Annotated in this window: 11 protein-coding genes and 1 tRNA gene; 8 read left to right on the top strand and 4 right to left on the bottom strand. The window is 65.6% G+C overall.

Annotated features, from left to right (window positions below):
* Window positions 1–200 precede the first annotated feature (200 nt).
* The 5 genes from NZM16_RS12420 to NZM16_RS12400 all read left to right on the top strand — a co-directional run bounded on the left by NZM16_RS12420 (window position 201) and on the right by NZM16_RS12400 (window position 4,812).
* Window positions 201–1,016 (top strand): metallophosphoesterase, encoded by an 816-nt coding sequence (locus tag NZM16_RS12420; RefSeq protein WP_295480657.1) that lies wholly within the window; start codon window positions 201–203, stop codon window positions 1,014–1,016.
* A 70-nt stretch (window positions 1,017–1,086) separates the two neighbouring features.
* Window positions 1,087–1,165 (top strand) — tRNA-Glu (locus NZM16_RS12415).
* Between the two features lie 72 nt (window positions 1,166–1,237).
* On the top strand, window positions 1,238–2,209 hold the full coding sequence (locus NZM16_RS12410) for an NUDIX domain-containing protein (RefSeq protein ID WP_295450818.1): 972 nt from the start codon (window positions 1,238–1,240) through the stop codon (window positions 2,207–2,209).
* 105 nt (window positions 2,210–2,314) lie between these two features.
* Complete coding sequence (locus NZM16_RS12405; RefSeq protein WP_295450815.1) at window positions 2,315–3,229, top strand: alpha/beta hydrolase-fold protein; 915 nt, start codon at window positions 2,315–2,317, stop codon at window positions 3,227–3,229.
* A 275-nt stretch (window positions 3,230–3,504) separates the two neighbouring features.
* Entirely contained in the window at window positions 3,505–4,812 is a 1,308-nt protein-coding gene (locus NZM16_RS12400) for a lipid II flippase MurJ (protein WP_295480655.1), read from the top strand.
* 10 nt (window positions 4,813–4,822) lie between these two features.
* Here the strand turns inward: NZM16_RS12400 and NZM16_RS12395 are convergent, their stop codons facing one another.
* Both NZM16_RS12395 and tyrS read right to left on the bottom strand, forming a co-directional pair.
* The gene (locus NZM16_RS12395; RefSeq protein ID WP_295480653.1) at window positions 4,823–5,311 is read right to left on the bottom strand and encodes an acyl-CoA thioesterase; all 489 of its coding nucleotides are present in this window, start codon (window positions 5,309–5,311) and stop codon (window positions 4,823–4,825) included.
* Between the two features lie 196 nt (window positions 5,312–5,507).
* Entirely contained in the window at window positions 5,508–6,725 is a 1,218-nt protein-coding gene (gene tyrS, locus NZM16_RS12390) for a tyrosine--tRNA ligase (RefSeq protein ID WP_367281033.1), read from the bottom strand.
* A gap of 356 nt (window positions 6,726–7,081) precedes the next feature.
* Here tyrS and NZM16_RS12385 point away from each other — a divergent pair, with 356 nt between their 5' ends.
* Together NZM16_RS12385 and NZM16_RS12380 are read left to right on the top strand one after the other, a co-directional pair.
* Window positions 7,082–8,008 carry a glycosyl hydrolase 108 family protein gene (locus tag NZM16_RS12385; protein ID WP_295450809.1) on the top strand — a complete coding sequence of 309 codons (927 nt, stop codon included), beginning with the start codon at window positions 7,082–7,084 and terminating at the stop codon, window positions 8,006–8,008.
* A 4-nt stretch (window positions 8,009–8,012) separates the two neighbouring features.
* Window positions 8,013–9,422 carry a tetratricopeptide repeat protein gene (locus tag NZM16_RS12380; RefSeq protein WP_295450806.1) on the top strand — a complete coding sequence of 470 codons (1,410 nt, stop codon included), beginning with the start codon at window positions 8,013–8,015 and terminating at the stop codon, window positions 9,420–9,422.
* A 47-nt stretch (window positions 9,423–9,469) separates the two neighbouring features.
* On the opposite strand, the gene NZM16_RS12375 is transcribed toward NZM16_RS12380, so the two are convergent.
* Window positions 9,470–11,164: a hypothetical protein gene (locus NZM16_RS12375; RefSeq protein WP_295450803.1), complete on the bottom strand. Its 1,695-nt coding sequence runs from the start codon at window positions 11,162–11,164 to the stop codon at window positions 9,470–9,472.
* Window positions 11,165–11,206: 42 nt separating this feature from the next.
* A complete protein-coding gene (locus NZM16_RS12370; protein WP_295480650.1) occupies window positions 11,207–12,280 on the bottom strand; it encodes a lysylphosphatidylglycerol synthase transmembrane domain-containing protein in 1,074 nt (357 codons plus the stop codon).
* A gap of 141 nt (window positions 12,281–12,421) precedes the next feature.
* On the opposite strand from NZM16_RS12370, the gene NZM16_RS12365 reads away from it, so the two are divergent.
* Window positions 12,422–13,268, top strand: an 847-nt coding sequence (locus NZM16_RS12365) for a DMT family transporter (protein WP_295480648.1), incomplete at its 3' end; no start/stop codon positions are given.

The raw sequence follows: 13,268 nt of genomic DNA, 5'->3' as shown, positions 1-13,268 counted from the left end.
GGAGCTCCGGATCCCCGGGGGAAGGGGGGTGGTTGTGCCCTGCGGCTTCCCCTCCGATCCTCGCAACCTCGACCCCTTCGCCTTTAGCCGCTCCGTCTATCCCCCCGAAACGCCGTGGGCCTTCCGTCCTGTCTCCTCAGATGACTCCCGAAGGGATCGAAAGGCCTCCAGAGGGCAGGCCCGTTCCCCAACTGGCGATCGTGCGCTTTGCCGTGATCGGCGACTACGGCCAGGCGGGCCCGGCGGCCGAGGCCGTCGCCCAGTTGGTTCGGAGCTGGGGGCCCGATTTCATCGTCACCACAGGCGACAACAACTACCCGCGGGGAGAAGCCCGGACCATCGATGAGAACATCGGCCGCTATTATCATATGTTCATCGCGCCCTATCGGGGACGCTATGGGCCCGGCGCCGACCGCCATCGATTCTTTCCCGTCCTGGGCAACCACGACTGGATCGCCGACCAAGCCCGTCCCTACCTGGACTATTTCACCCTGCCCGGCAACGAGCGCTATTATGAGGTGCGCTGGGGTCCTGTGCACCTATTCTTCCTGAACAGCAACCCGGGGGAACCCGATGGGATCACAGCGGATTCGCGCCAGGCCCGCTGGCTGCGGGATCGGCTGCGGGCGACCGATGCCCCCTGGCGTCTTGTCGTGATGCATCACCCACCGTATTCCTCCGGCCTTCACGGCTCTAACCCGACCCTGCAATGGCCGTTCGCGGAATGGGGCGCGACGGCCGTCCTCGCCGGCCACGACCACGTGTATGAGCGCATCGAACGGGATGGCATCCTCTATTTCGTCAACGGACTGGGCGGGCATCCCGCCCGCTATCCGTTCCGGGCGCCGATCTCTGGGAGCCAGGTTCGCTACCGGGAGCGCCATGGCGCGATGCGGGTGGAGGCGGATCCCTGTCGCATCACGTTTGAATTCATCGCTGTGAATGGCCGTCGGATCGATCGGGTCGTTCGCGCGGATCCAGCATGCGAATCGCGGCCTCTGGGACGGTCGCGTTGAACGGCGCAGCAGCGACGCCCTGCCTTGACGAAGGAGGACGCTCACGATAAGATTACTTAGGAAAGACCGCGGCCCCGTCGTCTAGCCTGGTCCAGGACGCTGCCCTCTCAAGGCAGAGATCGCGGGTTCAAATCCCGCCGGGGCCACCAGATCTGGGCGCGGCCCTCCGCCGCGCCCAATTTGTTTCTTAGCGACCCCTCCACCCCTAGGCTCGAGATGGCATGGCTTCCATGGATTACGTGCGCTGGTTACGCGCGCGCATCGGGCCAGAACCGATCTGGCTGGTCTACGCCACCGCTTTGATCGTGAACGAGGCCGGACATGTCCTCCTGCAGCGGCGCGCGGATTTTGAGGCCTGGGGCCTGCCCGGCGGGGTGATGGAGCCGGGCGAATCCCTGCTTCAGGCTCTCCACCGTGAGGTGGAAGAGGAAACCGGCTTGACCGTCCAGGTCGAGCGGCTGATCGGCCTGTATACTTCTCCGGATTTTATGGTCCATTACCCCAATGGTGACACCGTCCACCCGGTGACCGCGTGTTTCCTGGCGCGCCCGGTCGGAGGCGCTTTGCGGCCCGACGGTCGGGAATCACTGGCGTTGCAGTGGTTCCCCCAACAAGAGCTCCCGCCTCTGCCGCGGTGGTATGCCGCGATGATCGCGGATTACCAGCGGGGTGATCTCGCGGCGGCCTTCCGGAGCGGCGCGCCCGGACGGCCCTTGCGAAGCCCCGGGGAAACCATCTGGCGTCTGAGGGAACGCGTCGGCCCCGCCACCTTGGTCGTCCCCGCGGCCAGCGCGGTGATCTTCAACGAGCGGGGGGAGATCCTCCTCCATCGCCGGAGCGACAACGGGAGGTGGGGATTGCCCGGGGGGATCATGGAGATCGGAGAGCGGATCGACCAGACCCTCGTGCGGGAGGTCGCTGAGGAAACCGGTCTTCAGGTGGAGCCCCTTCGCCTGGTGGGCCTGTATACCCATCCGGCATGGACCGTCACATATCCGAACGGGGATCGATCCCAGCCGGTGGTGGCCTGCTTCGAGGCCCGCATCACCGGCGGCCGCCTGCAGGCCGATGGGATCGAATCCCTGGAGGTCGGGTTCTTCCCACGGGATCGGCTGGATGAACTTCTGGATGTTCGCTGGCGGGTTCGAATCGAGGATGCCGTGGCCCGCTATCCGTATGCGGTTGTGATGTAGTGTATACCTTCCGGTCGGAGGAAGGCTCCCACCTGGCCCTTTGAGCTGCGAGGAGAGGTGCTTTCCCTTCGTTGGTTGTGATCCTGGACCAGGATGCCCGCTGCGATGCGGAGGCCAAACTGGCTTGTCCTCATCGGGTTATTGCTCACGTTGAACCTGGCTTTGCTCCTGGCACCGCAAGCCGTGGTGGATCCCTCTCCGTCCCCCACTCCCACGCTGACCGCAACTTCGATCCCGCCGACGCCCACCCGGACTCCGACGCCGACGGCCACGCCAGCGCCGTCGCCCACTCCAACGTGCGAGCCAGGGCGCTGGGAGACGGGTTCGCTGTCGATCCCCATGATGGGCGTGGAGATCCCTTATCAGGTTTATCTTCCTCCCTGTCGGAGTTCGGCACGGCGCTATGCAGCGCTTTATCTGCTTCATGGCTATCCTTATGATCAGACTCACTGGGATCAATTAGGAATCGATGAGGCGCTGGAAGCTGGGATCCGCGCCGGGCGCTGGCCACCCTTCTTGGTCGTGCTGCCCGGATTCCCGGATGACCTGTATGTGGGCACCAGCGGCGGGCCGGGATCGGTGGAGGCCGTGATGATGGAGTTCCTAATTCCACACATCGAGGCCCACTACCCCGTCGAGCCAGCCCGCTGGGCCCGGGCGATCGGCGGGATCTCCCGCGGCGGCGTGTGGGCGCTGGAGATCGCCCTGCGCCATCCGGAAGTTTTCGCCAGCATGGGCGGGCACAGCCCGGCGCTGAGCGTGAATCGAGCTCCGCCGATTTATGATCCCTTCCTGCTGGCTCAGGAAGCGGATCTTCGAGGGCTGCGGATCTATCTGGACGCTGGGGATGCAGATTGGGCGCTGGAGGGAACCCAACGGCTGGCGACGATTTTAGAAGCCCGGGGGATCCCGGCGCGCCTGGAAGTTCATCCCGGAGGGCATGAGGATGCGCTGTGGGCCCGCGCTCTGGAAGCGTATCTGGATTTTTATACGGAGCCCTGGCGACTGTTGGGACGATAATCCCTTCATGAGGGCAGATCCTCGTGCCTGCCCTCGTCTCTCTCCCCGAGGCTCTTTGGGCACTGAGGAAGAGAGGACCGATGGCTTTCGTGGGCGGCCTCGCCCGTCCCTCCACACCGGCATTGGGGTTACGCCGTTCGCTTCCTCAGGGGCTTTCTTTTCCTCCCTCCGTATGGCCCGGAGGGCCATAGGGAGGAGGCTATGGCTTGCCAGATTGGCTTCGGTCCCTTAAATCTCCAGTTGATAACCGAACAGGGTATCAGGAGTTTTCCCTATTGTCTGAGGAGCTCCGGGAATTCTTCCGTCGGATCGTGCGACCGGCGGCGATGGTGGCGGGCTTGGGCCTGCTGGGGAAGCTCACCGGCTTTCTGGCCCAGGTCGTGGTCGCCGCCCGCTTCGGCACCGGGCCGGATAAAAGCGCCTTCGATGTGGCGATGGTGATGCCGGATTTCCTGTTTTTGTTCACCGGCGGAACCCTGGCGGTGGTCCTGGTGCCGGTGCTGACCGCATGGTCCGTGCGCGATCCCCATGAGGCCGCCCGTTTGGCCACCACCGTGGTGGTCCTGACCGCCGGCATGCTGACCGCCGCCGGCCTGCTGATCGCCTGGAGCGCGCCTTTCTGGGTGCGCCAGGTCTTCGGGCCCGGGTTGCCTCCGCCGGCGCAGGAGCAGGCGATCCGCCTGCTCCAAGTGCTCTGGCTGGTCGCGGTGCTGTTCGGGCTCAGCGGGGCGCTGACGGCGGTGCTGCACACGGCCCGGCGGTTCGTATGGCCGGCCATGGGCTCGGTGCTGGCCGACGCGGGCCCTATTCTCGGGTCGCTTCTGCTCGCCCATCCCCTGGGCATTCTGGGGCTGGCGTGGGGTGTGATCCTGGGGGCCCTTTTCCACACGCTGATCCTGCTCCCCGGACTCCGGGGCTGGTCGTGGACCTGGGCGGTGGATCCCCGGCATCCCGGATTGCGAACAGTGGGCGCGTTGCTGATCCCGCGGGCCCTGATTGTATCGCTGGCGTATTTCCAGATCGCCTGGGGCTATCGCCTGATCGGCGGCCTGGAGCCCGGTGCGGTGGCCGCCCTGGCCTACGGCTGGCGCCTGATGCAGGTTCCCCAGACGTTGATCAGCACCAGCCTGGCGATCGTGCTCCTCCCTACCCTCTCGGCCCATGTCGCCCGAGGGGATTGGGAGGCCCTGCGGCGGGATCTGGGCTGGGCGCTGGGGATCGCCGGGGCGCTCTCCGCGCTGGCCGGTGGGGTGTTGGGGTTCGGAGGGGAGACGCTGGTGCGATGGCTGCTGGCTCGGGGGGCCTTCGGAGAGGCATCGGTGGAGGCGGTGGGAGCGGCCCTCCGGATGTTCGCGCCCGGGTTGCTGAGCTACACCATGGCCGAGCTCGCCGCCCGCGCGTTCTATGCGCGTCATGATTTCCTCCGGCCGCTGGCGGCGGCCGCTGCGGGCGTCGCCGCGTATCTGGCGATGGCCCCCGCGCTGGTTCACACCTTTGGGGCTTCGGGTCCGGCCCTCGCCAACAGCCTGGCCATCGGCCTGGAGGCGCTTCTGTTGTTGCTCTGGCTACGTTCCGTTAAATAATGAGGCGGGTTTATGGTGGAGGGCGGGTCGCCACGATCTCCCGGCGGGCCAGGCGCTCCGCCCGACGCCGATCGGCCTCCTCGGCTTTACGGCGCTCTTCATCCGTCTCCAGGATCAGCGGGGGTACCGGCGCTGGCCGGCCATCCCGGTCCAGCGCCACATAAACGAAATAAGCCGTCGCCGTCACCCGGCGCTCCCCGGTCAGCAGATCCTCCGCCTCGACCTGGATCTCCACCTCCATGGAGGTCCGCCATGCTCGCGTCATGCGCGCCCGCACATGCACGAGGTCCCCCACGTGGACCGGGGCGCAAAACTGAATGGAATCCACCACCACGGTTACCGTAGGCCGACGGGCGTGGCGGGAGGATACAATACCTCCTGCTTCATCCATGAGCTTCATAATCCACCCGCCGTGGATGTTGCCCAGGATGTTGGCATGCTCCGGTTGCATCATCTGCGTCAGCACCGCCTCGCTGTCCTGAACCCGCTTCCCTTCCATCGCGCAAGGTCTCTCCGGAAAAGGTGGAAATCCACATCGGTTGACCGGTTGCGATCTCAGCAGGCCTGAGCGGAGCCTAAGCCCTCTCCTCCCGCTGCTTCACGACACGAGAAGAGGCAGAATCCGGGGGTGCACGGTTCGGCAGCGCTTACTGGTGACGGATCGCGCGCCGGATGGGGAGCCCATCCGAAAGACGTTAATCACCCTTTGGCAACAGACGGACGAACCGCCGGCGGCCGACCTGAAGCACCTTCGGCCGGTCGATCGTCACCACAGCCTCCACATCCGAAACCGTCTCCCCATCCAGCCGGACCCCGCCCTGGCGGATCAGGCGGCGGGCCTCGCTCCGGCTGGGCGCCAGCCCGGCGGCCACCATCAGATCCACCAGCGGCTGTGGACCGGCCAGGGGGAACGTGGGCATTTCCTCCGGAAAGGCCCGTTCCTGGAACACGGTGCGGAAGTGGACCTCCGCCCGCTCCGCCGCTTCTTCCCCAAAGAAGATCGAAACGATCTCGCGGGCCAGCTCCATCTTCACATCCCGCGGATGAAGGCTCCCGGACCGCAATCCCTCCTCGATGGCCGCGATCCGTGGCGGCGGGTAGCGGGTGACCAGTTTAAAGTAAATCGACATCGCCTCGTCGGGGATGCTCATGACCTTCCCGAACATGTCCTCCGGCGTCGTGTTCAGGGGGATGTGGTTGCCCAGGGACTTGGACATCTTTCGGACGCCGTCGGTGCCCGGCAGCAGGGGGAGCAGGATCGCGACCTGGGGCCGCTGGCCGAAGGCTTCCTGTAGCTTCCGCCCGGCCACCACGATGTTGAACAGCTGATCGGTCCCACCGATCTGCACATCCGCCTGAAGGGCCACTGCGTCGTAACCCTGCATCAGCGGGTAAAACGTCTCGTGCAGGAAAATCGGATCGCCGCTCTTCAGGCGTTCGGCGAAGGACTCCCGGGCCAGGAACTGCTGCACCGTGAAATGCGAAGCCAAATGGATGAGGTCAGCGAAGGCGAGTTTGGAAAGCCATTCAGCGTTGTAACGGATGATGGTCTTCTGCGGATCCAGCACCCGGAAGGCCTGCTCCGCGTAGGTGCGGGCGTTGGCCTCCACCTCTTCCGGAGACATCAGGGCGCGCCCCCGCAATTGATCCGAGGGATCCCCGACCAGCGCCGTGAACGTGCCGATCAACAGGATCGTCTCATGCCCCAGATCCTGGAATTGCCGCAGCTTCCGCAGAGGCACCGTATGCCCCAGGTGCAGATCGCTGGTCCTCGGATCCACCCCCAGATAGACCCGCAACGGGCGTCCCTCCTGTAACCGCTCCCGCAGCTCCGCCTCCATCGTTCGGCGCAGGGTCTCGTCGCCGTATTCAGTGCCCTGCATCAGGAGAGCCACCTGCTCATCGATCGGCATTGGCATCACAGGACCTCCCCGCTCAGATCTCCCTGGGACAGCGCATAGCCCCCCTCTTCTAACCCCAAAGTATGCCATTCAGAGGCCATGCCGCCAAGTTGCGCCATGGGCAACTTCAGGTGGCGAGTCCGATCCAATCACCTTCGGGAAAGAAACAGGCCGTGCCCCTCCCCCCAAAACCCGCGGGAGAGCCTGGAAGTCGGACATGGCGTAAGTTCACGAGCTCCGCGATCGAGTTCCCGTGGGCAGGGAGCGGGTGATGGCTATCATTCTTTAGGAAAGCGAACAGCGTAACCCCTCATCCGATCGAAATGGGGATCAACGGTGTGACCTCTATCCCAGACAGGAGGCAAGCGATGAGCTTTATTCTGCGCGTGCATCCAGGAGAGATCCGTGAACAGATCCAGCGCTTGCGGACGTGGCGGGCGGAGTGGTCGGAGCGGATGAGGGCCGCTCAGCGGGTGGGCATCGCCCTGGTCGAAACAGTCCGCGCGGCGCCGGGGCGGGGATTTCAGATGGAGACGACCGCTCAGCGAAGGGGCCTCGGGCAGATTGAGGAGCGGGTAGAGCTCCTGGCGCGGACGCTGGAACAGGCTCTGGAACGTCTGGAGAGCGCTTTCCAGGAGGCTGCTCAGCTCCTCCGGGAGCCGCTGATGTCCACCGCTCCGGGCATCGCCACCACAGCGGTGGCGGCCTCCTTCGAGGAGGCCTATGCCTTCATCCGCAAGTGGGAAGGAGGATACGTAGACGACCCGGATGATCGAGGCGGCCCGACGAATATGGGCATCACCCAGGCCGCCTACGACCGTTATCGTCAGGACCACGGGCTCCCTCTGCAGGATGTCCGCCAGATCACGCGGGAGGAGGTCGAGGCGATCTACCGCCAGTATTACTGGGAGGCCTCTGGGGCCGCAACGCTTCCGCGGCCCCTCGGGATGGTGCACATGGACACGGCAGTCAACATGGGGGTGGGACGCGCGAAGGGATTTTTAGAAGAGACGCTGAAGCGCCATCCGGAGAACCCCCAAGCAGCGATCGAAACCTACCTGGATTTGAGACTGAACCGCTATCTGGAGCTGGCCCGGGATCCCTCCCAGCGCAAGTTCCTCAACGGCTGGCTCAATCGTCTTCGGGATCTCGCTGGCACCGCGACCGGAAGCCCGGAGTTCCAGCGGGCCTTCGAGCGACAGGTGGTCACCCGCCTGGAAAGCGATCCGGCTTTCGCTGAGCACCTGACCTATGTCCGTCGCCATTGGGGTTGGGAGAGCCCAGAAGGGAGGTAAAGCCATGAAACGGTTTCCATTCCTCCGATGGTGGATCCTGTGGCTGGTGGTCTTCGGCGCGGGCTGCGCCGGCGCTTCCCCCGGACAGGAAGCCCATCCGCCTTCTCCGCCTACGGCGACGGCCGAAGCGATCCGCCCCGTTGAACCCGTGGCCGGAGCCACACCAGCCAGTGAGCGGATCCGAGAGCTGGAAGAGGCGATCCAGCGCGGCGATTGGAAAAAGGCCCAGGCGGTTTATGAAACCGCGGGCCGGCCGCCCCTATCGGCGGATCTGCTGAACTGGGCCATGGCTCAGGGGATCTACCTGGCGTGGAACGCCCGGGAGGCCGGGAATCATCGGGAAGCGGATCAACAGATCGAAGGGGTGCGGAATCTGGTCCGCAACGCGGTGAGCCCCCAACGGATCCCCGATGGCTTTCAGGAAGAGTTCTATTTTTATCTGGTCCTGGCGGATTCGGATGCGATCGATTCATGGGGGGAAAGGGAAAAGGCGATCGCCGGGGACCCTATAGCCGATGAGGTGGTCGAGCGGATGGCCCGGCGCGATCATCTCGCCCGGGAGGATATCGTAGGGTCTCCCGTCGCGGTGTGCCCGATGGCGGATCGTATGTTCCTGATTGTGGGTTTCCACATCTTCGACCTCCAGGGATCCTTTCGGGGAAACGCCCCGGGCCTGGATCAGTTGAGAGAGGGAGAGCGGATCCCCCGGATCTATGATGTCTTCTGCGATGGGCGGAAGATCCAGTGGGTCAACGTGAGCGGGGGCGGACGGGGAGTTTCCCTGGAAGCGGAGTGGGATGGTCAGGGATTCCGCCTGGCGGACTTGAGCCGCATCGATCTGGCGGCCCAGACACATATCGAGGTGCGCAAACATGTGGAGGCAGGGGAGCTGGAGAAGGCACTCGAAGCCTACGACAAGGGGTTCACCCATCAGGTGGATGAGGATCCGGAGCTGGCCACCCTGGCCCTCCGCCAGGGGCTTACGGTGGCCCGCCAGCGGGCGGAAGCGGGGGACATCGCCGGTGCGCGGCGGGCGTTGCGCGCGGCCCTCTCCATTGCAAACGTCCCCTACCGTCTGGATTGGGGAACATTCCTGCCCGAGGGATGGGAACAACGCCCTCGTTCGCTGCAGGATTGGGCCCGGGAAGCCTACGGCGCGGATCCTCAGGTCTATCGAGACGCCCTGACGGAATACGCCGCCCTGCTCATCCAGGACCGTCTTCCGCAGGAGGCCGAACCGATCCTGCGAGGCCTGACCGTCCTCGCCCCGGACCACGCCCCGGTGTATCTCTATCTGGGGGATGCCCTCTGGAATCAGGGGAAGTCGGAGGAGGCGCGCCGCTTCTATCGACGGTATCAGGAACTGGCCCCGAACGGGCCCTGGCCGGACCGGGTGAGGGAGCGTTCGCCGTGAAGCGTGGAGGATCGGGCGGGCGGCGTCGCCGCCCGCCCGACCGGGCATCAAGGCCCCCAGGCAACCCGTTGGCTCAGGGGATCCGGGAGCTGTCCGCCTAGATCCAGGATCTTCCGCGGTGTTCCCCCGGCAGCGGGGATCAGATACACCCCCCAGCGCCCATCGGCGTTCGAGAGATACGCGATCCACGCGCCATCCGGAGACCACGCGGGCCCGATCTCCCATCCCTCGCCGGCGGTGAGGGCCCGGAAGAATCCGCCAGTGGTGGCGACAACGAGATCCCAGCTCCCCTGGATGTCCGTGGTGTAAACTAGAGCGGATCCGTCGGGCGCCCAGGCAGCCTGGAGATCATTGGGATGCTGGCTCAGACGGATCGGAGCGGGGGCATCCGGGGGCCGCAAGAGCAACCCGCACCCGCCTCCCGCACAGCCGGTCCACGCCAGCGTTCCGTGGGGTCCCCAGGCCGGGAACCGCCCGGTGGCCACACGCTGGAGGGCCGGAGGCTCCTGAAGGTCGAGCACCCGGATTCCCCCGGTGCCGTCCATAAAGGCCAGCCGCCGCCCATCGGGTGACCATGTGGGCCAGGCGGCGCCGGGCCCCGCCGCCTGCGTGGTTTCGCCACTCTCCACATCCTTCACGAAAATCCCCACCCCGGCGATCCGGTAAGCCAGCCATCGTCCACCCGGTTGCCAGGCGGGCTGATCGGCTCCAACAGCGATCCGCATCCCCCGGCCGCCCGCATCCACGACGTAAAGGACATAAGCGCCTGCCGTCGCGTCATACATGGCGTAGGCCAGCCGCCCGACCGGGATCGGTGGTGGGAGCGGCGTGCCCTCTGCCGGAAGGCCACCCGGGATTGGGGTGGGCGTGGCTTGAAGACAAACCGCCCCTGCCTGCTGGGCCTTCGCCTGAACCTCAGGATCCGGGAAGAGGCGGAGGGCCGCATGATACTGGATTTCCGCCGGACAGCTTTCCCCCTGCGCCGCCAAGAGGTCTCCGTAGGCCGTATGGGCCTGGAAGAGGCGACGCGCGGTGTCCCGATATCCCGGATTCAGAGCGTAGACTTCCTGAAGACGGCGGATCGCCTCGGGCCAGTTCACCCCCCAGTAATCCCGGGCGGCCAGATAAAGTGCGGCCAGCCGATAGGCCGCCAACGCTTCCGACGGCAATGGCCCCAGGCGCGCGGCCTGATCCAGATAGAAAATCCCTTCCGCCAGTTTTTCTTCCTCGCCCGCCAGCAAGCGCATCCCATGGCGAAGGGCCGCATCCCGCAACATCGAGGCCACCTCGCGGGCCCGAAACGCGGGATCCCGGTTCCGGATCTGAAGGAGTAGTTCGACGGCGCGGGGGAGATCTTCCCGGGCGTAAGCTTCCCGGGCCGCCCGAAAGGCTTCCTCCAACAGCACGGAGGATGGGATCGGCGTGGGCGTCGGGCGGGCGGCAATACGCCGGCGAGCCTCCGCGAGGGCCGCCTCCACCGTGGGATCGGCTGGCCGGAGACGGCGTGCTCCCTCCAGGAAGGACAACGCCCGCTCGTCCTGGCCCGCTTCCAGCATGGCCATCGCCTGGCGGATCGCGGCGTCCACCGTAGCCTGCACCCGCCGCTCCCGCTCAGTGGCTCCATGTTCCCAGCCCATCCGCCATCCCGCGAAGGCCATCCCCCCGATCAGCCCAAGGGAGATCAGCGCGATGGCAAACCCTGCCAGCCCACGACGGAAACGTCGAGCCGAAGGGCGGATCATCACCTTAGCCTCCGGTTCAAGGATCCTCTTCTATCGACCGTCTCACTGCCCCTTCTCAGCGTTTTGAGTGGGAAGGCTCCGATCGGCTGGTCGAGCGCGGATGTTAGCGGTTCGCCACAGGCCAGGCACCAACCAGGCCCATGCCAGGGCGCCCAGGGCCACGCCGAACCACAGGGTGGCGAGCCGGATGAGCACGGTCGCGGTGGCAGCGATCTCCCGCGGCAGGCCCTGCACAAGCAACAGTCCCGCCAGGCTTGCCTCCGCCGCCACCAGCCCGCCGGGGAGAAACGAGACCGCCCCCGCCAGCGTGGCGAACGCCAGGGTGAAGATGGCCCGCCGCGCCAGCGAGAGATCCAGCGGGATCCCTAGGCCGTGGAGAATGAGGGCAAAGGCCAGGCCTTCGGCGCCCCACGAGATCAAGCCCAGGCCGACGGCGAAGAGCAGGTTGGGGGGCTGAACCAGGCGATGCGCGCTTTCATAGAAACGCAGCAGGCCGGGAAGAATCCGGGAAAGAATCGGCCATCCCGCCAGCCGGTAAAGAGAGGATTCCGCCTGGGGCCAGATCCAGGCCGCCAACACCAGGACGCTCAGCCCGAAGAGGATAGCGCCCAGCACCGGGAGCCCGGCGGGATAGGCGCTGATCCCCAGGCCGGCCAGCAGCACCATCGCCAGACCGTCTGTCAACCGCTCGGCAAAGACCACCGGCAGGGTAATGGAGATCGGCGTCCCCCGCCATCGCCAGACCAGGAGGCTTTTCACCGTCTCCCCCAGCTTGCCCGGCGTGAGGACCATGGCCAGACCGGCGGTGAAGATCGCCGCGCTGGCAGGCCATGGCAGCGGGGCCCCGACCCAACGCAGATAGAGATGCCATTTCAGGAACCGCAGGCCGTAATTCAGTAAGGTGAGGCCCAGGATCACGGGAAGCCATCTCCAGGGAAACCCTCGAAGATGGTGAGCCATCGCCTGGACGTCCCCAAAGACCAGCAGGGCGGCCAGGACCGCGAGGCCCAGAAGCAGCGAGAGGCCGATCCGCAGGCCGAGCGCCGCGCCTGGGAGCTCGGGAGCGATCGCACGGTCCGCCTCTGGCGGCCCCTCGGGCTTGCCCCAGCTCATCATCGATCCCGTCTCTCCTTCGTTCTCTTCAGTTTTGCCCCATGTTAAACTCATTCAGGAGCTTTAGAGAGATCCCGCCGGCTCGGATTGAATTCGCCTCAGCAAGTTGCTTATGGCCTCATCTTTCTAACGCGAGGATGAACCGTGGCCAGCCGCGCATTCCCCCACGCTTACCCATCCGGCCGGGCCTATTTGGCTCTGGCCCTCGGGATCCTGTGCATCTCGTCCTCTGCCATCTTCGTCAAATGGGCCGCTGTGCCCGGCCCCGCGTCGGCCTTCTATCGGCTCCTCTTCGCCGGGATCGTGATGCTCCCGGCATGGCTGGCACGCCGGCCGGCGAAGGTGAGCACGGGAGATCTGAGATGGATCCTGATGGCCGGCCTGTTCTTTGCGCTGGATCTGGCGCTATGGAATACAGCATTGCTGAAGACCTCGGCCGCCAGCGCCACGTTGTTGGCGAACGCAGCGCCGCTATGGGTGGGCCTGGGCGCGTGGCTGTTCTTCCGGGAGCGATGGGGGGGTGGGTTCTGGTTGGGAATGGGACTGGCCTTTCTGGGCATCGGCGTGGTATTCGGGGGAGATCTCGGACGTCACCTCCATTTGGGAGCGGGGGATCTGCTGGCCGTGCTGGCCAGCCTGTTTTATGCCGCTTACCTGCTGTCCACGCAGCGAATCCGGGAGCGGACGGATGTATTCACCCTGATGGCCCTCTCCATGGTCGTCGGATCGATCTTCTTGTATGGGCTTTGCCGGGCCATGGGTGTTCCGTTGACATGCTATTCGAAGCGCGCGTGGCTGGCCCTGCTGGGACTGGGTCTGATCGCCCAGGCCGGCGGATGGCTGGCGATCAATGAGGCATTGGGACATCTCCGGGCCTCCCTCGTTTCGGTCAGCCTGCTGGCCCAGCCGGTCCTGACCGCTCTGCTGGCCATTCCCCTGCTGGGGGAGTCATTAAGTCTGGAACAGATCGTGGGCGGCCTGCTGGTGCTTG

The organism is Thermoflexus sp., assembly GCF_025055495.1.
Lineage (GTDB): Bacteria > Chloroflexota > Anaerolineae > Thermoflexales > Thermoflexaceae > Thermoflexus.
The sequence above is the reverse complement of the archived record's forward strand: the minus strand, read 5'-3'. Positions and strand labels throughout refer to the sequence as shown.